At 70.8% G+C, this 22,330-nt stretch carries 16 protein-coding genes; 7 read left to right on the top strand and 9 right to left on the bottom strand.

Annotation, left to right across the window (positions count from 1 at the left end):
• The first annotated feature begins 38 nt into the window (after positions 1 to 38).
• Complete coding sequence (locus AB0M01_RS23090; protein ID WP_363672684.1) at positions 39 to 1,175, top strand: MFS transporter; 1,137 nt, start codon at positions 39 to 41, stop codon at positions 1,173 to 1,175.
• On the opposite strand, the gene AB0M01_RS23085 is transcribed toward AB0M01_RS23090, so the two are convergent.
• From AB0M01_RS23085 to AB0M01_RS23075, 3 genes are read right to left on the bottom strand one after another with little or no spacing between them, the layout of a single operon-like run.
• Positions 1,158 to 2,120, bottom strand: a complete 963-nt coding sequence (locus tag AB0M01_RS23085) for a hypothetical protein (protein ID WP_363672682.1) — start codon at positions 2,118 to 2,120, stop codon at positions 1,158 to 1,160. The two genes, AB0M01_RS23090 and AB0M01_RS23085, sit on opposite strands and share 18 nt — an antisense overlap.
• Positions 2,117 to 3,355, bottom strand: a complete 1,239-nt coding sequence (locus AB0M01_RS23080; RefSeq protein WP_363672680.1) for an MFS transporter — start codon at positions 3,353 to 3,355, stop codon at positions 2,117 to 2,119. Before AB0M01_RS23080 ends, AB0M01_RS23085 begins: the two co-directional genes overlap by 4 nt.
• Before the next feature lie 12 nt (positions 3,356 to 3,367).
• Entirely contained in the window at positions 3,368 to 4,948 is a 1,581-nt protein-coding gene (locus AB0M01_RS23075) for a discoidin domain-containing protein (RefSeq protein WP_363672678.1), read from the bottom strand.
• A 162-nt stretch (positions 4,949 to 5,110) separates the two neighbouring features.
• Here AB0M01_RS23075 and AB0M01_RS23070 point away from each other — a divergent pair, with 162 nt between their 5' ends.
• Genes AB0M01_RS23070 through AB0M01_RS23060 form a run of 3 tightly spaced genes read left to right on the top strand, consistent with a single transcriptional unit; the run spans position 5,111 to position 9,087 of the window.
• Positions 5,111 to 6,091: an endonuclease/exonuclease/phosphatase family protein gene (locus tag AB0M01_RS23070; protein ID WP_363672677.1), complete on the top strand. Its 981-nt coding sequence runs from the start codon at positions 5,111 to 5,113 to the stop codon at positions 6,089 to 6,091.
• Positions 6,091 to 8,658: a tetratricopeptide repeat protein gene (locus tag AB0M01_RS23065; protein ID WP_363672675.1), complete on the top strand. Its 2,568-nt coding sequence runs from the start codon at positions 6,091 to 6,093 to the stop codon at positions 8,656 to 8,658. Before AB0M01_RS23070 ends, AB0M01_RS23065 begins: the two co-directional genes overlap by 1 nt.
• 18 nt (positions 8,659 to 8,676) lie before the next feature.
• Entirely contained in the window at positions 8,677 to 9,087 is a 411-nt protein-coding gene (locus tag AB0M01_RS23060; RefSeq protein ID WP_363672673.1) for a DUF805 domain-containing protein, read from the top strand.
• Between the two features lie 63 nt (positions 9,088 to 9,150).
• Here AB0M01_RS23060 and AB0M01_RS23055 read toward each other — a convergent pair whose 3' ends face one another.
• The 3 genes from AB0M01_RS23055 to AB0M01_RS23045 all read right to left on the bottom strand — a co-directional run bounded on the left by AB0M01_RS23055 (position 9,151) and on the right by AB0M01_RS23045 (position 14,257).
• Positions 9,151 to 10,479, bottom strand: coding sequence for an FAD-binding oxidoreductase (locus AB0M01_RS23055; protein WP_363672671.1), 1,329 nt, complete (start codon positions 10,477 to 10,479; stop codon positions 9,151 to 9,153).
• A 121-nt stretch (positions 10,480 to 10,600) separates the two neighbouring features.
• Positions 10,601 to 13,429: a BTAD domain-containing putative transcriptional regulator gene (locus tag AB0M01_RS23050; RefSeq protein ID WP_363672669.1), complete on the bottom strand. Its 2,829-nt coding sequence runs from the start codon at positions 13,427 to 13,429 to the stop codon at positions 10,601 to 10,603.
• A gap of 147 nt (positions 13,430 to 13,576) precedes the next feature.
• Positions 13,577 to 14,257 (bottom strand): hypothetical protein, encoded by a 681-nt coding sequence (locus AB0M01_RS23045; protein WP_363672667.1) that lies wholly within the window; start codon positions 14,255 to 14,257, stop codon positions 13,577 to 13,579.
• 311 nt (positions 14,258 to 14,568) lie between these two features.
• Here AB0M01_RS23045 and AB0M01_RS23040 point away from each other — a divergent pair, with 311 nt between their 5' ends.
• The gene (locus AB0M01_RS23040; protein WP_363672665.1) at positions 14,569 to 15,102 is read left to right on the top strand and encodes an EF-hand domain-containing protein; all 534 of its coding nucleotides are present in this window, start codon (positions 14,569 to 14,571) and stop codon (positions 15,100 to 15,102) included.
• 45 nt (positions 15,103 to 15,147) lie between these two features.
• Here AB0M01_RS23040 and AB0M01_RS23035 read toward each other — a convergent pair whose 3' ends face one another.
• A complete protein-coding gene (locus AB0M01_RS23035; RefSeq protein WP_363672663.1) occupies positions 15,148 to 16,938 on the bottom strand; it encodes a transglycosylase domain-containing protein in 1,791 nt (596 codons plus the stop codon).
• Positions 16,939 to 17,069: 131 nt separating this feature from the next.
• Complete coding sequence (locus AB0M01_RS23030; protein WP_363672661.1) at positions 17,070 to 18,083, bottom strand: aldo/keto reductase; 1,014 nt, start codon at positions 18,081 to 18,083, stop codon at positions 17,070 to 17,072.
• Between the two features lie 91 nt (positions 18,084 to 18,174).
• Here AB0M01_RS23030 and AB0M01_RS23025 point away from each other — a divergent pair, with 91 nt between their 5' ends.
• A complete protein-coding gene (locus AB0M01_RS23025) occupies positions 18,175 to 18,729 on the top strand; it encodes a helix-turn-helix domain-containing protein (protein WP_363672659.1) in 555 nt (184 codons plus the stop codon).
• A gap of 29 nt (positions 18,730 to 18,758) precedes the next feature.
• Here the strand turns inward: AB0M01_RS23025 and AB0M01_RS23020 are convergent, their stop codons facing one another.
• Positions 18,759 to 19,790: a LacI family DNA-binding transcriptional regulator gene (locus AB0M01_RS23020; protein ID WP_363672657.1), complete on the bottom strand. Its 1,032-nt coding sequence runs from the start codon at positions 19,788 to 19,790 to the stop codon at positions 18,759 to 18,761.
• A 158-nt stretch (positions 19,791 to 19,948) separates the two neighbouring features.
• On the opposite strand from AB0M01_RS23020, the gene AB0M01_RS23015 reads away from it, so the two are divergent.
• On the top strand, positions 19,949 to 21,790 hold the full coding sequence (locus tag AB0M01_RS23015) for a ricin-type beta-trefoil lectin domain protein (protein ID WP_363672655.1): 1,842 nt from the start codon (positions 19,949 to 19,951) through the stop codon (positions 21,788 to 21,790).
• The last annotated feature ends 540 nt before the right edge of the window (positions 21,791 to 22,330 follow it).

The raw sequence follows: 22,330 nt of genomic DNA, 5'->3' as shown, positions 1-22,330 counted from the left end.
ATCTTCAACGGAGGCCGGTTTGTTTCTAGCGTCGAGACATGACTACTTACGCTGCCTCGCGACCGTCCCTGATGTCCCGTGCGCTGGTGTTGCGGTTCGGGTCGATCCTGGGGTCGGGGATCGGGTTCTACCTGCCGTTGGCGGTGGTGCCGGCGTACGCCGGGTCGGTGGCTTCGGGTGGGCTGGCGACGGGGGTGCTGTTGTTCGCGACGGTGCTGGCCGAGATGGTGACGCCGCGGCTGACCGTTGCCCTGGGCTACCGGTGGACGTTGGCGGTGGGGTTGTTCTTGCTGGGGGCACCGGCTTTCGTGCTGGCGGCGTACGACGGGACTGCGGTGATCCTCGCGGTCAGCGCGGTGCGGGGGATCGGGTTCGCGATCTCGGTGGTTGCCGGGGGCGCCTTGACGGCTGCGTTGATTCCGGCCGAGCGGCGCGGCGAGGGGCTCGCGATGGTGGGGCTGGTGGCGGGGGTTCCGGGGCTGGTGGCGATGCCGTTGGGGGTGCTGGCGGCTGAGCGGTGGGGGTACGCGGCGGTGTTCGTGGCGACCGCGCTGGCGCCGTTGGTCGCGCTGGTGACGATCCCGGGGTTGCCGAAGCGGGAGGCGGAGGGCGCGAAGGATCATGGGCTGGTTGTAGGGCTTCGCAACCCGGCGCTGACCCGGCCTGCCACGTTGTTCGCGCTGTGTGCGACGGCTGCTGGTGTGCTGGTCACCTTCCTCCCGCTGGTGCTGACCGGGCCGCTGACCTGGGTCGTGGCGGTCGCGCTCTTCGTGCAGCCCGCCATGAGCACCGCGGCGCGCTGGTTCGCGGGCCAGTACGGCGACCGCCGGGGACAAGGTGGGCTGCTGGTCCCCGGCGCCGTCCTGTGCGTCGTGGGTGTCGCGGCGCTGGCCGCGGTGCACACCCCCGCCGCGGTGATCGCGGGGGCAGCGGTGTTCGGTGCCGGGTTCGGCGTACTGCAGAACGCGACGCTCGCGCTGATGTACCACCGCGTCCCGGCCGCCGGGTACTCGGCGGTGAGCGCGATCTGGAACGCGGCGTTCGATCTCGGGATGGCGGTCGGCGCGACCCTGACCGGCGTACTGCTCGCCGGGCTCGGGCCGGAGTTGACGATCGCGTGCACCGTCCTGGTCATGCTGCCGGCGCTGCGGCTGGCGTCACGTGATCGCGGGTGAGGCGGCGTCCGGTACGACGAGCGTCGGCGTACCGGTGCCGATCGGGGTGGACCAGATGTCGGTGCCCTTGTCGGGGCGTTGCAGCGTGTAGAGCAGTGTGGTGCTGTCCTTCCAGAGGACCTGGTCGTCGAGGTGGCGGGACTCGGGCGGGTAGCTGACCCGGCGGGTGGTCAGGTCGAGGACGGCGATCCGCCAGGTGCCGTCGGGGTTCTTCTGCTTGAAGGCGACCCGGCGGCCGTCGGGGGACAGGGACGGGCACTCGGCGTTCTCGAGGATCGCGGTACCGCGGTAGGTGCGGTAGTCGGCTTCGATCAGGTAGGTCTTGCCCTTGCTGCCGAGGGTCGCGTAGAAGCGGGAGCCGTCGGCGGCGAAGGTGATGCCCCAGTAGTTGGAGTCGTGGGCGAAGTACCGGCGGCCGTTCACGAAGACCGGGAGCTCCTCGATGCTCTTCACCAGGCGGCCGGTCTCGACCTCGTACAGGCCGCTGCGGGTGGAGAAGCCGGTGGCGGCGTACGAGTCGCCGGTGACGAAGAGGGTCCAGTTGACGAGCTTGCCGTCGGGGGAGACGCGGGCGCGGCTCGGGGTGCCGGGGAGGGTCTGCTTGTGGCGCACCGCGAGATCGGGGCCGAGGACAAGGACTTCGCTGAGTGGAGGCAACGATCCCGGTTTGGAGCGCAGGCAGATTCCGGTGCCGTGGGCGACGGCTATGCGGTCGCAGTGCAGGTCGGCGATCGTGCGGGTCGCGCCGTCCTGCGCGAGCTTGCCGTACGACGGGCCGGCGGCGGTGTTGCGGAACAGCAGTTGGCCGGGTTGGAGGGTGATCGCGCCGTGGGTCACTGGCCGGGCGTCGACCGAGGGGCCGCTGCCGCGGGCGGAGACGACGTACGTGAGACCGCCGCCGATCAGGACCAGGGCGCCGATCAGGCCGAGCAGGAGCTTCTTCATTGCTTCGCCTCCCAGGGTTTGAACGCGGCGGCCGCGAGGGTGACGACCAGCAGCGCGATCGTGGTCGCGATGAGAGCGGGGCGCAGGTCCCAGAGGGTCCAGGCCAGGCCGACGAGGACCGCCGAGACCATGCGGGCGAGGGCTTGGCCGGTTTGCAGCAGGGCGAGGCCGCTGGCTCTCAGGTGCTCGGGGAGCAGGGGACCGGCTGTTGCGGGCAGTACGCCGTCGGTCGCGGCGTAGAACGTGCCGTGCAGGAGCAGAGCGGCGATCGCGAGCCAGGGGCTGGTCGAGGGTCCGCAGAGCATCAGCAGGGCGACGACCAGTGCGGCGTGACCGCCGAGGAAGACCTTCCAGCGCCCGACCCGGTCGGCCAGCCGGCCGAGCGGTACGGCGAGCAGGAGGAACGAGCCGGTCGTCCCCAGCGCGAGGAGCGGGAACCAGGTGCTCTCGATCTCCCAGCGACGTTGCAGCGCGAGGTAGACGAAGGAGTCGGTGATCGTCACCAGCCCGAGCCCGGCCGCCCACAGACAACAGCGCCGGAAGGAGGGGATGGCCAGCAACCCGACCATGGTTCTCAAAGGAACAACATTTGGTTTCGTGGCAGGCGCATGGTCACGAACCAGGAGCACCAGCAGCAGCACCCCGCACCCCGCGATGCAGAAGCTGAAGACGAACACCGCGTCGTACGAACCGAGGCTCGCCCACAGCACGCCGACCGCGACCAGTGGGCCGAGGAACGCGCCGAACGTGTCCAGGGCGCGGTGGACGCCGAAGGAGCGGCCGAGGGTTTCGGGGGAGCTGCTCAGCGAGATCAGTGCGTCGCGCGGTGCCGTGCGGATGCCTTTGCCGGCGCGGTCGATGGCCAGGACCGCGCCGATGGCTGCGACCGACGAGCCTGCAGCCAGTAAGCCCAGTTTGCAGATCGCCGACAGCCCGTAGCCGATCCCGGCGACCGACTTCAGGCGCTGCCAGCGGTCGGCCAGGTGGCCGCCGGCCAGGCGGAGCAGCGCGGTCGAGCCGGCGTACAGGCCGTCGAGCAGGCCGAACTGCAGCGGGTTGAGGCCCAGGCCGAGGACTAGGTAGAGCGGCAGCACGGCGGTCACCATCTCGGCGGAGATGTCGGTGACCAGGCTGACGACGCCGAGGGCCAGGACGTTCGGGGGGACGCGGTGCCACGGGGTACCGCCGACCCGGCTGGAAGCCTGGTCGGCGGCCCGGCTGTTCGCCAGATACATCAGCCGTTCCCGTCAGTGGCAGCTGTAGGTCGGGCTGCTGTCGAGGACCTTGCTGTCCAGCCCGATCAGCTGGCTGGAGAAGGTGCTGTCGGTCATCGAGAGCTTCAGCGCGCCGTACGTCGAGAGGATCTTCGCCGTCGCCGGGTGCGCGGAGTGCACGTCGTACAGCGGCGCGCCGCCCATCCCGCCGATGATCTGGACCGGCCCGTTCGGGTCGACCTGGCCGTTGACGTTCTGCGGCAGGAACCGCTCGTAGTGGTGGTCGTGCCCGTTCAGCACCAGGTCGACCTTCGCGCCGACCAGGGTCTGCCACAGCGCGATGCTGTCCGGGTTGTCGCCGTGGTCGCCGGAGCTGAACCGCGGGTGGTGGTAGTACGCCGCGATGCAGCCCTTGGTGTTGTTCGCCAGGTCCTGCTTGAGCCAGGTCAGCTGGGCCGGTTCGGCCTTGTCCTCACCGGTGACGAAGTCGTTGGAGTCGAGAGCGATGAAGTGCCAGTTGCCCTTGTCCCAGCTGTAGTACTGCTTGCCCTGCGGCGTCGCCAGCGATCCGAAGTACGCCTTGTAGCCGGCGAACGGGGTGTCGTCGTAGGACTCGTGGTTGCCCGGGATCGGCTTGGTGATCGCCTTGAACTTGCCCCAGGTCTTGTCGTAGTAGGCCTTGAAGTCGGACAGGTGGGCGTCGTCGTACTGGTTGTCGCCCATCGTGATCACGTTGGCCGGGTTCATCGCCTGGACCAGCCGCGCGGTCTTCGGGTGCACGCAGTTGGAGTCCGACGCGGTGCAGCGGTCGGCGATGTCACCGGCCGCGGCGAGCACGAACGCGCCGCCACCTCCCGCGCTGGTCTGCACGGTGATCGCCGTGCTCGTCGCCGACTGGTTGCCGGCCAGATCACGCGCCCGTACGGCGTACTGGTACGACGTGCTCGCGGTCAGCCCGGTGTCGTTGTACGTCGTGGCCTCGGTCGACGCGACGACGACGCCGTTGCGCAGCACGTCGTACCCGCTGACGCCGACGTTGTCGGTCGAGGCGGTCCACTTCAGCGCGGCCGAGGTCGCAGTGACCGCGGTGCTCTGCAGACCGGTCGGCACGGTCGGCGCCTGGGTGTCGCCGCTGGAGTCGGCGGTGCCGTAGACCTCGAGCTCCCACAGCGAGTACCCGTACGACGTACCGCGTTGCGTGCCGACCAGGCGGACGTAGCGCCCGCGGGCGTTCAGCCCGGTCAGGTCGTCGGTCGCACCGTTGCCATTGGCAACCTCCTTGACGGTGCTGAAGTCGGTCCCGTTGTCGGAGACCTCGATCCGGTAGGCCTTGGCGTAGGCGGCCTCCCAGTTCAGCTTCACCCGCCGGATCGTGGCCGGCTGGCCGAGGTCGACCCGGATCCACTGCGGGTCGGCGCCCTCCGCGCTGGCCCAGCGGGTGGTCGTACTGCCGTCGACGGCCAGGGTGGCCGGGAACGTGTCGTCTTCGATGCTGGAGGCAAGCACCGGTTGTCGTTGCGAGAGCAACGTGTCGGCCGCGTTGGCCTGCGCGCCGCCGAGGGCGACCAGCAGGGGGAGCGGGAGGAGGACAGCGAGCAGTCTGCGCAGTGTCATCAGAACTCCTGAGGGGGCGATCGGGAGATAACTGTTAGGAAACTTACCTAACAATTAATGCCTGGTCCAGAGGTCGCGGCCCTCTTGACGGACGCCGGGTGCTCGATCAGGCTCGGTGCAACGGTTGGGGTGACCGGGTTTTCGTTGTGGGGCGGGGGAATCGTGGCGCGTGCGGTGGTGAAGCCGGCCGGTCCGGCACCGAAAGCGGTGACCCAGGATCTGAACCGGTTAGGCGCCGCGCTGGACCAGCAACTGCCGGCCAAGGTGCAGGACAACCTGCTGATCGGGACCTGGAACGTGCGCGGCTTCGGCGGGCTGACGCCGAAGTGGCAGTCCGGCCCGAACGACACCCCGAAACGGGACTGGCACGCGCTGGCCTGCATCGCCAAGGTGGTCGAGCGGTTCGACGTCACCGCGATCCAGGAGAGCAAGCGCGACACCACCGCGCTGCTGGCGCTGCTCGAGCAGCTCGGTCCGCGCTACCGGGTGATCGTGTCGGACGCGACCGAGGGGACCGCGGGCAACGCCGAGCGCCTGGCCTACGTCTACGACTCCGACCGGGTGCAGCCGTCCGGGCTGGTCGGTGAGATCGTCCTGCCGCCCGCGGCGGAGGAGGACGCGGCCGGCCGGAAGGTCGAGCAGTTCGCGCGGACGCCGTACGCGGCGGCCTTCGTGCGGGGCGGCACCGACTTCATCCTGACCACCGTGCACGTCCTGTGGGGCAAGGGCCCGAAGGACCGGCTCGGCGAGGTGCAGGCGTTCGCCGACTGGATGCGCAAGTGGGCCGACCGCCCGAAGGACTGGAACCACAACCTGCTGGTGCTCGGCGACTTCAACCTGGACCGGATCGACGACCCGCTGTTCGCGGCGTTCGTCTCGACCGGGCTCTGGCCGCCGCCCGACCTCGGCCTGGTGCCGCGGACGATCTTCGACAACGACAAGGACCACCACTACTACGACCAGATCGCCTGGTTCAACGACCCGACCCGGCCCGACCTGCCGCCGATGCTGAACGGGCTCACCTTCACCAACCGCTGCGGCAGCCTCGACTTCGTCCCGCTGGTGCTGACCGGGCTGACCAAGTCGCAGCTGTCGTTCCGGATCTCCGACCACTACCCGCTCTGGGTGGAGTTCACGATCTGATGGCCGCCGTCTCGATGGTGTTCACCGACATCGAGGGGTCGACCGTGCTGCTGCGCCGGCTCGGGGACAGCTACCTCGAGGCCCTCGAAGGGCACCGGCGGATCCTGCGCCAGGTCTGGCGGGCGTACGGCGGGGTCGAGCAGGGCACCGAGGGCGACAGCTTCTTCGTGGTGTTCCCGTCGGCCGCCGACGCGGTCGCGGCCGCGGTCGACGGGCAGCGCCGGCTCGCCGGTCACGCCTGGCCGGGCGGCGAGCGGCTGCGGGTCCGGATGGGTATCCACACCGGTACGCCGGGCGTGTCCGACGGCGACTACTGGGGGATGGACGTGCACCGCGCGGCCCGCGTCGCGGCCTCGGCCCACGGCGGGCAGGTGATCGTCTCGGCGACGACGGGTGAGCTGGTCCGGCACGCGCTGCCCGACGGCGCCGCGTTGCGCGACCTCGGAACGCATCACCTGAAGGACATTCCCGAGCCCGAGCGGCTGTTCCAGGTCACGGTCATCGGCCTGGACGCGGACTTCCCGCCACCGCGCACGCTCGGTACGGCGACCAGCCTGCCGGTCCCGGCGACCGCGCTGCTCGGGCGGGAGGCCGACCTGGCGCGCCTGGGCGAGCTGATCCGGCAGCCCGACGTACGGCTGGTGAGTCTGGTCGGGCCCGGTGGCGCGGGCAAGACCCGGCTCGGGATCGCGACGGCGGCCGGCGCGGTCAACCAGTTCCCGGGCGGCGCGTACTTCGTGCCGCTGGCCGAGGCGGTGTCGGAGGAGGTGATGTGGTCCTCGATCGCCGAGGGGCTCGACGTCCCGCCGCGGGAGCGGCCGCCGGGGCGGCTGACGGCGTACCTCGCCCAGCGCACCTTGCTGCTCGTCCTCGACAACCTCGAGCAGGTCGACGGCGCCGACCGCGTCGTCGCGCAGATCCTGGACCGGGCGCCGCAGGTCAAGATCGTTGCCACGTCGCGGCGTCCGCTCGGGCTGGTCGCCGAGCGGCAGCATCTGGTGACCCCGCTGGAGACGACGTCGGCGGCGGTCGAGCTGTTCGTGCAGCGGGCGACCGCCGTACAGCCTGGGTTCAGTCCGGACCTCGCGCTGGTCGCGCAGATCTGCGAGCGGCTCGACGGGCTGCCGCTGGCCATCGAGCTGTGCGCACCGCGCGTTCGGCTGCTCAGCCTGGAGGAGTTGCTCGACCGGATCGACCATCCGCTCGACTTCGCCTCGACCAGCAGCGTCACGCCGGACCGCCAGCGGACGCTGCGCGACACGATCGCCTGGTCGTACGACTTGCTCCGGCCCGAGCACCAGCGCGTCTTCCGGCGGCTCGCGGTCTTCTCCGGTGGCGCCGACCTGGCCGCGATCACGGCGATCGCCGCCGACACCCTCGACCCGCTCGACGCCGTCGCCGACCTGCACGACGCGAACCTGATCACGGTCACGCAGGGCACCCCGACGCGGATCGCCATGCTCCAGACCATCGCCCAGTACGCCGGCGAGAAGCTCGCCGAGACCGACGAGCTCGAGCGGCTCCGCGCGGCGCACGCGACGTACTACGCGCAGCTCGGCGACAGTCTGCGGGGCCTGCGCGAGTCCCGGCACGGGACCGCGCTCGACCGGGTCGAGACCGAGCTCGGCAACTTCCGGGCGGCGTTGTCCTGGGCAACGGGTGCGCAGGGTGTCCGGGTCTGCGCCGCGCTGAGCTGGATCTGGGTGCTGACCGGGGACGTCGCGGAAGGGCGTCGACGGCACGAGGAGGCGCTCGCTCGCGCTGGTACGGCGGAGCACTCGGTCGAGCTCGCCGCCTGCCTGCGCGGGCTGGCCAATCTCCTGCTGACGCAGGGAGAACCGCACCGTGCGTTCGCGGAGGCCACGCGAGCGCTCGACCTGTCGAAGTCGCTCGACGACCGGTCCGGCGTCGCCTGGGCGATGAGCCTGGTCGGTACGGCGCAACGCCACCAGGGTGAGCTCGAAGCCGCCCAGCAGACGTTGACCGAGGGGCTCGAGCTGCACCGCGAGCTCGACGACGCCGGGCGGTTGGCGAGGATGCTCGGCAACCTCGCCGGCGTCGAGGAGGAGCTCGGGCACCACGACCGGGCCGAGGCGTTGCTGCGGGAGTCGCTCGCTGTGCTCGACACCGTCGGTGACGAGCACGAGAGCGCCGTCCAGGGGCAGAACCTGGCCTACCTGCTGGCGGTCGCCGGCCGGGTCGAGGAGGCCGACGAGCTGGCTCGTGGGTTGATCCCGTCGGTGCTCTGCCTGGGCAGTCCGCCGCTGACGATGGCGTTCTCGAACACGATGATGAGCATCCTCGCGCGGGAGGGGGACGCGGTCACGTCGGCGCGGCTGTTCGGCGCCGAGGAGGCGATGGGCGAACGCCTCGCGATCCCGAACCCGTACCTGGCCGAGGAACTCGACGAGGCCCTCGCCCTGGTCGCCGGTGTGATGACGGCGGACGACTGGCAGACCCACCGCCGTACCGGCCGGTCCGAACGCGTCGAGGACCTGCTCGCACGTTTAGCGTTCGCGCCCAGGAGGGCATTGGGTTCGCACGACCTGGGTCAGCCAGGTGGCTGATGATCGGAGTGAACCGTCATGCACTGGTACGTCGATGTCCTGAAGAAGTACGTCGTGTTCACCGGCCGGGCCCGCCGCCAGGAGTTCTGGATGTTCACGTTGTTCAACGTGATCGTCTCGATCGTGCTGGCGATCGTGGACCGCGCCATCGGGACCGACACCGCGTCCGGCACCGGTGTGCTGGGCGGGATCTACTCCCTGCTCGTCCTGCTGCCAAGCCTCGGCGTGACGGTCCGGCGGTTGCACGACACCGGCCGCACCGGCTGGTGGATCCTGATCGGCCTGACCGGCATCGGCCTGATCGTGCTGCTCGTGTTCAACATCCTGGAAGGGACCGCCGGCGAGAACAAGTACGGGCCGGACCCGAAGGCAGGGGAGCGGTTCGGCACCGCGGCGGGCAGCGCGGAGCCGGGGTATCCGACGGTCTGACCACGTCGAGCCCTCGCGCGCCGGTGCGGTGCGCGAGGGCTCCTGCGTTGTGGGCCGATGCGTTCAGGCCGGTTGGATGTTCTGGTTCAGGCGGAACACGTTCCCGGGGTCGTACGCCGACTTCACCCGGCCCAGCCGCGCTCCGTCCGCCGGGTCGAAGCGGGTGTCCAGCGCCCGGTGGCTGGGTAGGTCGTGCATCGCGCGGATCCAGCCGACGGCACGGTCGTCGCGGGTTGGTGAGTCCCAGCGAGCCAGCACCCCGAGCATCCACGGCGCCCTGCGGAACGGCCCCGGCCACCGGTCGGCGCCGGCGGTCACCGCTCCACTCCACGGCAGCAGCGGCACCCGGGCGACGGTCCGGTCGGGGACCTGGGCGATCCACTCGGCGTACTCGTCGATGGCCTGGTCCGACAGCGACTCGAGGTAGTTCGGCCGCCAGTGGCTGCGCAGCCCGGGCGGCCCGTTCGGGCTGAGCCGGTTGGCGGCCGACGGCGAGGTCCGCACCTGGGAGGTCGCCGGGCAGAGCTTGCGCAGCGGGTCGATCAGCTCCAGCAGTTCGTCGGTCGTGCCGGTGTGCACCGCCTCGACCTTCGTCACCAGCCGCCCGTGCAGCTGCGCCGGTACGACGGTCCCGGGCGGATCGGTGACCGCGACGACCGCGCCGCTGAGTGCCGGCGGCGGATCGGTCTCGAACACCGAGCGGAACGTCCGCACGACCTCGCCGTACGCCGACCACGGCCACAGCAAGGTGAGGCTTGCCACGGACGGGATCGGGTGCAGCCGGACGGTCACCGCGGTCGCGACACCGAAGTTGCCGCCGCCACCGTGCAGCGCCCAGAACAGGTCGGGGTGCTCGGTCTCGCTGGCGGTCACCTGCCGGCCGTCGGCGGTCACCAGCTCGACCGAGATCAGACTGTCGCAGGTCAGGCCGAGCTGCCGCTCCAGCCAGCCCGAGCCGCCGCTCAGACTGGACGCGGCGACCCCGGACGGGGTGTGCCGGGAGGCGTTCGCGGCCAGGCCGTACTCCTGCGCGGCCCGGCCGAGCTGGGACCAGGTCGCGCCGCCGCCGACGCGGGCGGTCCGGGCGACCGGGTCGACGCTGATCGAGTTCATCCGCCGAAGGTCGATCACCAGGCCGCCCTCGGTGGTGGAGTTGCCCTGCCGGCTGTGCCCGCCGGACCGGACCGCGATCTCCAGGCCGGCGTCGACGCCGTGCCGGATCGCGGCGGCCACGTCGTCGGCCGTCGAGGGCTGGGTGATCAGCTGGGGGAACCGGTCGACCATCCCGTTGAACACGGTCCGGGCGGCGTCGTACTCGGGGTCCCCGGGGCCGAGCACCCGGCCGCTGAACGCGGTGGTCGGCGGTCTCGGCGGGAGGCCGGTGGTACACATCTGGGGGCTCCTTCGGGTACAGGGATCGGCTGCACGGTGGAGCGTGGTCGGCGCTCCGTTTCCCAGTGTCCGCATACTGGATAGACAATTGATGGACGACCGCCGCGTCCCGTCGTACCGGTCAATGGCGCAGAGTCGGCTCCCACTGGCCGGCCAGTGCGGCGGCGTCGGGGTGGTCGAGGTCGCGCAGGATGTCCAGCGCCGACTCGCGGGCGCCGAGCGCGGCCTGGCAGTCGCCGAGCGCCTCCAGCGTGGCCGCGTAGTTGATCAGCGTCCGGGCCTCGTTGAAGTGGTTGCCCAGCTCCCGGAACGACTCGAACGCTTGCCGGTAGCAACCAGCTGCTTCCTCGTAGTGACCGAGGCCGCGGTGCGACGTGCCGAGGGTGTCCCAGCCGTTGGCGAGCGCGTGCTGGTCGTCGGCGCCGTCCCAGAGCGCGACCGCCTGCCGGCTCAGCGGTACGGCGACGGCGTACTCGCCGGTGGTGTTGTACTCGTTGGCCAGGTTGTTCAGCGCGCTGGCCCGTGACCGCACGTCGGCGGACAGCTCGACGGCCCGGCGGAACTGCGCGATCGCCTCGGCCGAGCGGCCCTGGAAGCTGCGCAGGTTGCCGAGGCTGTCGATCGCGTTCGCCTCCTCGGTGGTCCGGCCGACCGAGTGGAAGCCGGCGATCGCCCGGTTCAGGTGCAGGTCGGCGGCTTCGTAGCGGTGCAGCCAGGTCTCGGTCTTCCCGGCGACCATGCTGGCGTTCGCGATCAGGTACTGGTCGTCCAGCCGGGTCGCGGCGGCCAGCGCCTGCTCGTAGACGCCGAGCATCTCGACCCACTGGCCGGAGCGCAGCAGGTAGGTGTTCAGGGTCCAGGCCAGTTGGCCGACGTACTCGTCGAGACCGGCCTCGGCGGCGAGCCGCTGGCAGGTGCCGATCACCGGCGCCGCCGTGGCGAACCACGCCCAGGCGGCCTCGCGGTCCTCGATCGGGCGGACCGTGACGTCGTCGAGCAGCGGGAGCTCCTGGAGCGGGCGGCGGCCCGGGTTCAGCAGGACGGCGGCACCGCGGGCCGTGTGGAGTGTGTGGTTGAGGGCGCGGACCAGCGCGTCGTGGCGCTCCTGCGCGTCCCCCGCGGCGGCCTTCTCCACGCCGTACGCGCGGACCAGGTCGTGGAAGGCGAACTCACCGGGGCGCTCCTCGGTGATCAGGTTGACCCGGCTCAGCTCGGCGATCAGCCGCCGGGTCTCGCTGACCGGCAGCCCGATCAGGCTGGCCGCGCCGGTCAGGTCGTAGCGCGGCCAGGGGGCCGGGCACATCACCCGGAACAGCCGCGCGGCGTCCGCGCTGAGCGCGTGATACGACCAGGAGAACACCGAGCGGACGTCGGGGCCGTCGAGGTCCTCGAAGGCGTCCAGGCCGTCGCCGTGACTGAGCTCGGCGGCGATCGCGGCCAGGCTGAAGCCCGGGTTGACGATCGCGCGGGCGGTGACCAGGGAGATCGCCAGCGGCAGCCGGCCGCAGCGGCGCAGGATCTCGTCGGCCGCCTCCGGCTCGGCGTTCACCCGGCGGGCGCCGAGCTTGCCGACCAGGAAGGTCCGGGCCTCGGCCGGGTCGAGCACGTCGAGCGTGATCAGGTCCGCGTCGTCGGTGACCAGCAGGCTGGTCAGGCGGTCGCGGCTGGTGATCAGGACCAGCGAGGTCGCCTCGCCGGGGAGCAGTGGGCGGACCTGCTCGGCGTTCTTGGCGTTGTCGAGCAGCAGCAGGATCCGGCGGCCGGACAGCAGCGTGCGGAACATCGCGGCCCGGCCGGCCAGGTCCTTCGGGATCGTCTCGGTCGGTACGTCGAGCGCCTCGAGCAGCGAGCGCAGCGCGTCCTCGGGGGCGACCAGCTCGGCGCCGGAGGCGAAACCGCGCAGGTCGAGGTAGAGCTGGCCGTCGGGGTAGCGGCTGGTGAAGCGGTGCGCGAGGTGGACGGCGAAGGTGGTCTTGCCGACGCCGGCCATACCGGTGATCACCGCGACGCTCGCCCGGCCGTCCTCGCGGTCGAGGTTGCGGACGGCGTCGACCAGGTCGGCCTTGCGCCCGCTGAACGCGCGGTGGTCGGCGGGAAGCTGAGCAGGGACTGGTCGTGCGGCTTCCTCGACGGCCGCTGTGCTGGGTTCGACGGGGGTCGGCTGCTGGCCGGGGCCCAGCGGTACTTCGCCTCTGAGGACCTGCTCGTGGAGATCCTGCAGTGCCGGGCCCGGGTCGATCCCCAGTTCGTTCGCGAGCAGCTTCTGGCAGTCCTGGTAAACCGCGAGCGCCTCGGCCTGGCGGCCGGACCGGTAGAGCGCGGTCATGTGCAGCTCGCGGAAGCGTTCGTCGTACGGGTGGTCGGCGGTGATCGTCGCCAGCTCGGCCGCGGCCTCGGTCGCCGCGCCGAGCTCGAGCTGCGCGGTCATCAGCATCTCCAGCGCGGCCAGCCGCAGCTTGCCGAGGTAGACCCGCTGGGTCTCGGCGTACTCACCGGGGATGCCGGCCAGCGCGGTGCCGTGCCACAGGGCGAGCGCCTCGCGCAGCAGCCGCTCGGCGCGGGCTTGGTCGCGGAAGTTCGCCGCGGCCTGGGCGTCGGCGACGTGCTGCCGGAAGACCCCGAGGTCGAGCGTCCCCGGCGTGGCGGTCAGCGCGTACCCGTCACCGATCGACGCGATCACCGACCGGGCGGCCGGCTGCCCGGGATCGAGCACCCGGCGGAGCCGGTGCACGTACGTCCGGACCGTCTGCGCGGCTGAGTCCGGGATGTCACCGCTGCCCCACACGGCGTCGACGAGCTCACCGATGGTGGCCTGCGCGCCCTCCCGGACCAGCAGCGCCGCCAGCACGGCCCGCTGCTGCGGCGAGCCGAGCCGCAGCTCCGTCGACCCGTGCCAGGCGCGTACCGGCCCCAGCACGGTGAACCAGGAAGCGGTCTGGTTCTCCGTCACACCTCACCTGCCCCGAGAGAGAGTGATTCAGCATTCAACGAACATCATCTCACAACTTGTATACACGCCGCATAGACGCCCTGGACACCCGGGTCCCCGGCCGGCGTGGACATCGATTTCAGCTGTTGAGCGTCGGTGAAAGCAGACCTACAAACCCGGCCTCGGCCACGGCGAAGTCATGCTCCTGGTCCAGGACGGGCCGTCGGACGCTTTGGAGAAGGCCGCTGGAGTGGTACGACGCCAAGGACCCGGCGGAGTGGCCCGCCGCCGGGGAGCTGGCCCGGTGGGCCTGGGAGTACGCGGCTTCTGGACGCTGACCGGGACCGGGGCTTCCTGGAGCTTGCGGGAGCGGATCAGCAGGACGGCGGAGCGGGTCAGGACCATGGCCAGGGAGAGGAAGACGAAGGCGTTGGCGTAGACGTCGCCGCCGGGGATCTGGTGCTCGATGCTGAACCGGACCAGGTCCTCGGTGAACCAGTGCTCCGCGCCGTACGCGAAGAGCACGCGGCCGCCGGACAGGACCGCCCAGGCCAGCGCGTAGGCGAGGCCGGCGCGGGTGTGCGCGGTGCCGTCGGTGGCGCGTTCGACCGGGAGGAACGCGGCCACGACCAGGCCGAAGACGATGCCGAGGGCGACCCCGGCGAGCTGGAGCTGGACCGAGTTGCCCGCGGTCGGCAACGAGTGGACGAAGATCACGATGATCACCCCGACGGCCAGCACGGACCGCAGGATGCGCATCCCGGTCACCTTCCGGTAGCCCAGATCGGTGGCCAGGATGACGGTCAGGATCGAGACACTGGCCACGAGGGCGATGGCGAATTGGCTCATACCGGCACGCTACGAGCGGGGGACCGGCCCACGGCACCACCGGCTGACCGACAGTGTGTCCCCCGACCGGGGGACGCCTCACGGCCGCGCGGGCTTTGGTGGACCGCTTCGTTTCGGCCCTCCGGCGCCCGCCCGACCCCGGAGGAATCGCCGGGCGACCCCGGGTCTCACGGTTGTCAACCCCGGGTTATTCGGTCGCCCGGCCACGGTCTATTGCGGCGACACGTCGCGGTAGTTGCCGGAGGCGCGGAGTTGCCGTGGGCCGCGTAGCGTCCGAACCGGACACCGGGAACGGTGAAAGGGGAAGACGGATGGCCAGTGAGTTTCAGCGGCAGAAGATCGCCGGGGTGTTCAACGCGATGGACGCCGACGGCAACGGTTACCTGGAGGAGGCGGACTTCGAGACGCTGACCGCCCGCTGGGTCGGGATCCGGGGCTGGGCGCCGGGCACCGACGACCACGAGCGGATGCGGGCGATCATGATGGGCTGGTGGTCGGCGGTGGCCTCGATGGCCGACGCCGACCGCGACGACCGGGTCTCGCTCGACGAGCTGATGACGGTCGTCGACCAGCTCCCGGCGATCGACGACGCGGTCTACGCGACCGCCGAGGCGATGTTCGACGCGGTCGATGAGAACGGCGACGACCGGATCGCGCTGGCCGAGCACCAGCAGGTCGTCCAGGCCTGGAAGGGCAGCGCCGACGGCGTCGAGGAGGTCTTCGGCAAGCTCGACAGCAACGGCGACGGCCAGCTGTCCCGCGAGGAGTTCCGCGAGCTGTGGGCGGAGTTCTGGATCGGCGACGACCCGAAGTCGCCGTCCCAGTGGGTGTTCGGGCCGTACTGACGGACACTCCCACTGGTTGCCCGCGCCTGGGGCAACCAGTGGGAGTCACCGGCCTGCCCGGTCGCGCATCGGTTTGATCGTGCGCTCCCAGGTTGCCGACGGCCACTCGAGGCCGGGCATCGCCGACTCGCCTTCTTTGCCGGCCCGGTAGACCACAGTGGTGGCCAGGTCGGGGCTGATCCTGACGTACCAGGCAGCCAGCGGCTGCAACCCTTTCTGCGCCTTGCAGCGACACTTCGCGTTCAGCCGGCGCTTCTCGACGCTCAGCCCGTTCACGACCGCCGACCGACCGCTGCCGACGACCCGCCCGGTCAGCTCAGCGACCTCGGGCGCGAGCGCCTGTACGGGCTTCAGCCCGGGATGCTTCGCGGCCGACCACAGCACCTTGCCGCGCGAGTCCCGGACCTCCTTGATCACGTGCACCGGCACCCGTCGCCCACCCGCCACGAACGTGCTGTACGCCGTCGCGAGGTCCACGGGCGCCGCCAACGCATCCGGCCCGAGCCCGGGCGCCGGGCGGTCGGCCGCGGGGATCGGCGGGATCCCCGCGTGCTCCGCCGCGGTGGACACCAGGTGCCCGCGGCGCGAGTCGACGAGGCGGAAGAACGCCTTGTTCAGCGCGGGTTCCGACAAGGGGACCTCGAAGGGCTCGGTGTCCCGGGCGCCCTCGGGGCGTCGTTCGGCCGCGCGGTTGTCCAGCCCCGCCGCGATCGTGAACGGCCGCAACAGCGTCCCCGGCGGCGCCTTCCGCGTCGCCCAGTTCACCTGGCTGCCCAGGAAGTCGTTGCCCCCGACAAGCGCCACCAGCTCGCCCGTGCCCGGCCGGATCGACGCGAGCCCGGTCTTCAGGTCGCCCACTCCCGCAGGCTTCCCCGCCACCGCCTCCGCGACCGCCTTCGCCTGCAGTCCCGCGTCGAAGGTGGTGACGACCCGCAGCCCACCACCGCTGAGCCGGTCGCCCTCGAACCCGTACCGCCCGAGCTCCCGGCGCGCGAGGTCGAGCAGGAAGCCCTTCGGCCCGGCGTACCGGTTGCCCTTGGCCTTCTTCCGCAGCGGCGGGAGCGTCTTGCTGTACTCGTCGTACTGGCTCGCGCTGATCGTGCCCAGCTCGGCCATCCCGCTGAGCACGTACTTGTACCGCCCGAGGATCCGCTTCCCGGCGCCCGGCAGATCCGCGTCGAACCGGGTCGGGTTGTTCAGCACGGTCGCCAGGTACGCCGCCTGCGGCACGGTGAGATCCTTCGGATGGTCGACCCCGAAGTACGCCTGGCCGGCCGCGCGGACGCCGTACGCGCCCTCGCCGAAGTAGATCGTGTTCAGGTAGTTGCCGAGGATCGTCGCCTTGTCCTGGGTGCGGCTGATCTTGGTCGCGATGAACAGCTCGTCGAGCTTGCGGCCCATCGTGCGTTCCTGGGTGAGGTACATGATCTTGACGTACTGCTGGGTGATCGTGGAGCCGCCCTGCAACTGCTTGCCGCGGGCAATCGCGACCGCGGCCCGCGCCATCCCGGGCAGCGAGACGCCGCCGTTGGTCCAGAAGCTGCGGTCCTCGGCCGCGATCACCGCGTCCTGGACGTGCCGCGGGATCTGGGCCAGCGGCAACGACCGCCGGTTCTGCTCGTAGAACGCGCCGATCTCGGTGCGGCCGTCGGCGTACGTGACGATCGTGGTGTTGGCCTCGAACTTGGTGTTCGGGTCCGGGACGGTGGTCCGGGCGTAGCCGGTGAAGAACGCCGCGACGCCGCCGATCACCGCGACGAACGTCAGCCCGAGACCCCAGCCGGCGACCCGGACGATCCGGCGGCGCCACTTGCTTCGGACGGCCTGCTGACGCACGGGAACCTCCTGGTGGGGCGGATGTCACCCACCAGGACGCCGCGACCACGCTCGGTGGTGGACGAGTTCCCGTCATTTCGTCCGGAAGGACGATCGCCTCCTCTGAAAGGCCGAGGCGAGCTGTTGCCGCGTCAGCGAGTCAGCGTGGTGCCGTCGAACCAGTTCCGCGCGCCGACCGCGGTGTCGTGCTCGCGGCCGCCGGCGACGGTGATCCGCTCGAGCGCTGCGAGATGCTCCGGCGCGAGTGTCACGTGCGCCGCGAGGCTGTTCTGCTCGACGTACGCCGCCCGCCGGGTGCCCGGGATCGGGACCACGTCGTCCGCCTTGGCGAGCAGCCAGGCCAGCGCGACCTGGCCCGGCGTCGCCTCCAGCTCGGCCGCGATCCCGCGGACGATCTCGACGGTGCTGAGGTTGTGGTCGAGGTTCTCCTCGGAGTACCAGGGCATCGTCGCGCGGTGGTCGGCGCCGGTCAGGTCCGCGCGGGACGCGATCGCGCCGGTCAGCGCGCCGCGACCGAGCGGGCTGTACGGCACGATGCCGATCCCGAGCTCGCGGGTCAGCGGCAGCACCTCGCGCTCGATCCCGCGCTCCCACAGCGACCACTCGGTCTGGATCGCGGTGATCGGGTGCACGGCGTGCGCGCGCCGGATGGTGTCCGGCGCCGCCTCGGACAGCCCGAGGTACCGGACTTTGCCTTCGGCAACGAACTCGGCCAGCGCGCCGACGGTGTCCTCGATCGGCACGGCCGGGTCGACGCGGTGCTGGTAGTACAGGTCGACGTGGTCGGTGCCGAGCCGGCGCAGCGACCGCTCCAGGCGCTCGCGCGCGTACGCCGGGCTGCCGTCGATCTTCGCCTCGCCGCCGCCGAACGGCGCCGCGACGATCCCGAACTTGGTCGCGACCACGAAGTCGTCACGGCGGCCGGCCAGCGCGCGGCCGAGGATCTCCTCGCTGTCGCCGTACCCGTCGGCGGTGTCGATCAGCGTCACGCCGAGCTTCGCGGCCCGGTCGAGGATCTCGCGGGCGGCTTGGTCGGCGTCGTAGCTGCCCTGCTGGCCGTACGGGTTGGCGAAGCTCATCGCGCCGAAGCCGATCGCGCCGACCTGGAGCTCGCCGGGGCCGAGCAGGCGGGTGGGGATGGTCATGTCAGGGTCCTTCCGGTGGGATGTCCTCATCTGGGGACAAGTGTATGTCCTCAGCTGGGGACAAATCCAGCCGGTCCCGTAGACTGCGCTCATGCCGGATGTCCAGCGGGCGACCCGCGATGCCGAAGCGACCCGGCAGCGGATTCTGACCGCCGCGGTCGACGCGTTCGCGGCGTACGGGTTCGACGGCGCGAGCACGCGGACGATCGCGGGCAGTGCCGGCGTGGACCCGCGGCTGATCACCCGGTACTACGGGTCGAAGGAAGCACTGTTCGAGCAAGTCGTCGAGAAGACCTACGAGCACCCGCTGATGATGCTGCCCGGCGACAACCTGGTGATGGCGCGCTCGCTGCTCAGCGATCCGCCCGAGGGGCAGTCGAAGGGGTTGCTGCTGACGATCCGCTCGGCAGGCAGCCCGCGCGCGGTCGAGATCATGCAGCGGCACCTCGCCGGACACTACCAGCGCGATCTGGCCGCCGGGCTGCCGGACGGGATCGATGCGGCGGCCCGGGCCGCGCTGCTGATCGCGGTCTGCAGCGGGGTGCAGTTGCTGCGGAACGTGCTGGACAACACCGCGCTGCAGGGTGAGGCGTCGGATGCTGTGGTGGAAAGGCTCGCGGCAGCGCTGGATCTGCTGGGCAGCTAGCTGGTCTGTTAGCTCGAGTACGGCGGGGGCTAGCTTGCCGCCGGTCCCGTCGAGCCGCGGACGACCAGCTGAGTGGCCAGCTCGAGGTGCAGTGCCTCGGGCTGGTGGCCGTCCAGGAAGCGCATCAGCTGGGTGACCGCGATCCGGCCCATCTCCTGCAGGGGCTGGCGAACGGTGGTCAGCGGCGGGTCGATCGCGGCGCTCAGGTCGATGTCGTCGAAGCCGGTGATCGACAGGTCGCCGGGGACGGTGAGGCCGCGGGCGCGCGCCGCATGGTAGGTGCCGACGGCAACCTTGTCGTTGAAGCAGACAACGGCTGTCGGCCGGGGGTGCAGGTCGAGGAGCTGGTCGGCGGCCTCGCGGCCGTCCTCGATGGTGGGGTGGACGTAGCGGATCCTTGTCGGCGGCAACAGCGTGCCCGCGGCGGCGAGCGCCGCCCGGTGCCCGACCATCCGCGCGTCGGTGGCCAGCCACTCCTCGGGGCCGGCGATCACCGCGATGTCGCGGTGGCCGAGCCCGGTCAGGTGCGCGACGACCGCGTTCGCGCCGGAGGCGTGTGCGGCCGACACCGCGGCGACGTCCGGCGGCAGCGGCTGCCGGGGATCGACGACGACGAACGGGAATCCCGAACGGGACAGAACCGTCAGCTCGCGCGCCGACTCCGGCGGCAGGATCAGGATCGCGCCGTCGACACCGTCCTGCTCCGGCAGCCCGCTGAGGACGTCGGTCTCCTGGCCCGACTCCCCGGCGTCCAGGATCAGGCGGCGGCCGTGCAGCGCGAGGGTCTCGGCGATCGACGACACGATCAGGCCGAAGTAGTCGGTCAGCAGGTACGGGCAACGGACGTGGACAGCGCCCAGGCTCTCGGCCGGTTCGTCGCCGGCGTTTCGCCGTGCAACAGCCTGCAGCACCAGGTCGCGGGTCCGCGGGGCGACGTTCTCGTGGTCGTTCAGCACCCGGGAGACGGTGGCGATCGAGACCCCGGTCTCCGCGGCGATGTCGCGCAACGTGGTGCGCGGCTCCACGATGGCCGCGCTCCGGCGCCCGCGCGACCCGTTCATCGCCGCAGTCTAACGGACCATTGACGCGGTTGCGGTGGTGCTGTTTCATGATGAAACAGTTTTTGCAGGATGCTCGGTTCTGGTGATCGGGCCTGTGCATGACCATCTCGACCGGCGCGTGCCCCCGGCGCCGGTCGCCCGCCCCCGCAAGGAGAGTCATGTCGTCCTTCTGGAAACCCCGCGCCCGGCGCCGCCGTGGCGTCGTCCTGTCCGCCGCGGCGGCCGCCGTCGTCGCGGCCACCTGCCTGACGGTGCCCGCCCAGACCGCCTCGGCCGCGCCGAACGTCGCGGTCTACCTGACCACCCCGAACCGCTCCAGCCTGCTCGGCCGGCAGGGCGACCTGAGCTTCGGCTCCGGCGGCTCCGGGCCGACGATCACGGTCAACCCCGGTACGACGTACCAGTCGATGGTCGGTTTCGGTGCCTCGTTCACCGACGCCGCAGCGTGGAACATCTTCAACTCACCGCGCCGCAACGAGGTGATGAACGCGCTGTTCAACCGCGGCAGCGGGATCGGCCTCAGCTTCCTGCGCCAGCCGATCGGCTCGACCGACTTCTCGCGCAGCTTCTACACCTACAACGACGGCGCCGCCGACCCGAGCCTGTCCCGGTTCTCGATCGCGCACGACCAGTCGTACATCCTGCCGCTGGTCAAGCAGGCGCTGGCGCTGAACCCGGAGATCTCGGTGATGGCGACGCCGTGGAGCGCGCCGGCCTGGATGAAGGACAACAACAACCTGATCGGCGGCTCGCTCAGCGACAGCCGGATCGGGGTGTACGCCGACTACCTGGTCAAGTTCACCCAGGCGTACCAGGCGGCCGGCGTACCGATCGACTACCTGAGCGTGCAGAACGAGCCGAAGTTCTCGCCGCCCGGGTACCCGGGGATGTACATGCTCGCCGGGCAGCAGAGCAACATCATCAACAACCTGGTGCCGAAGCTGCGCGCGGCCGGGCTGGACGCGCGGATGCTCGGCTACGACCACAACTGGGACGACACGTCGTACGCGCAGACGGTGAACAACAGCACCGGCAACAACGTCGTCGGCTCGGCCTGGCACTGCTACGGCGGCAACCCGTCGGGGCAGTCGGTGGTGCGCAACGCGCAGCCGAACAAGGAGATCTTCTTCACCGAGTGCTCCGGCACCAAGTCCGGTGACGACGCCTCGACCTTCCGCGACTCGCTGCGCTGGCAGGGCATCAACCTGGCGATCGGTACGACGCGCAACTGGGCCCGCACGGTGACCACCTGGAACATGGCGCTGAACAACGCCAACGGCCCGGTGATCGGCAGCTGCGGCAACTGCACCGGCGTCGCGACCGTCGACGGCAACAACGTCGCCTACAACGCCGAGTACTACGTACTCGGTCACCTGAGCAAGTTCGTCCGCCCCGGCGCGGTCCGGATCGACTCCACCGGCTACGGCGAGGGCGGCATCCAGAACGTTGCCTTCCGCAACCCCGACGGCACCATCGTCCTGGTCGCGATCAACAGCGGCGGCACCCAGAACTTCCAGGTCTCCTACGGCGGCCAGAACTTCGGCTACAACCTCCCCGGCGGCGCCATGGCCACCTTCACCTGGCCCGGCAACGGCGGCGGCAACCCGCCCACCGGCGGTAACACCGGCCCCATCACCGGCCTCGGCGGCAAGTGCCTCGACGTCACCAACGGCTCCACCGCCAACGGCAACCAGCCCCAGCTGTGGACCTGCTCCTCCGGCCCCAACCAGCAGTGGACCGTCGGCACCGACGGCACCATCCGGGCCCTCGGCAAGTGCCTCGACGTGACGGGCAACGGCACCGCGAACGGCACCGCCGTACAACTCTGGGACTGCTTCGGCGGCCCCAACCAACGCTGGACCCGCTCCAACGGCACACTGATCAACGCCGCGAGCAACACCTGCCTCGACGTACGAGACAACAACTCCGCTGACGGCGCCCGCCTGCAGATCTGGACTTGCACAGGCGGCGCCAACCAACGCTGGACGACCCCGGCCTAGCCGCTGGCGGGAGCCCTGCCCCTGACCAGGGCTCCCGCACGCATCCTTCAGTGCTCCATCAGCTCCCGCACCGTCGTGAACAACATTTCCTCAGCGGATCGACGGGGAGTGGTCGATGCGGCAGCACTGGGATACGTGTGCTTCATGGACCCTCTGTGTTCGCCGCAGTGGTCGTCCGTGTGGCGATGGTGTCTGCGGCGTCAGCCCTTCCTGTACGTCTAGGCGCGGACCGGAGACTCCCACGCGACTACTTGGTGATCCTCGATTGGGCCTACGAGGCCGGCGTACTCCGTCTCTCCGGCATGGACGCGCAGTTCCGTCACCGTGACGTGCAGTCCTGCTGCACGGAAGGTACGGGCCGTCCCCATCGCGGTCTTGAGGACGAACGTGATCGCGACAGACTGTAACGATCGGCCGAGCCGGCACGATAGACGCGTCAAGGGGAGGAACTAACGACGCGCCTGGACGGCGGATCGTCGGAGTGTGCGGCTCTTGAGGCCTGAAGGCGCAAGAGCACGCAGGCCAGTGGCATGGGGGCCA

The sequence above is a fragment of the Kribbella sp. NPDC051770 genome, from assembly GCF_040681455.1.
GTDB lineage: Bacteria > Actinomycetota > Actinomycetes > Propionibacteriales > Kribbellaceae > Kribbella.
The sequence above is the reverse complement of the archived record's forward strand: the minus strand, read 5'-3'. Positions and strand labels throughout refer to the sequence as shown.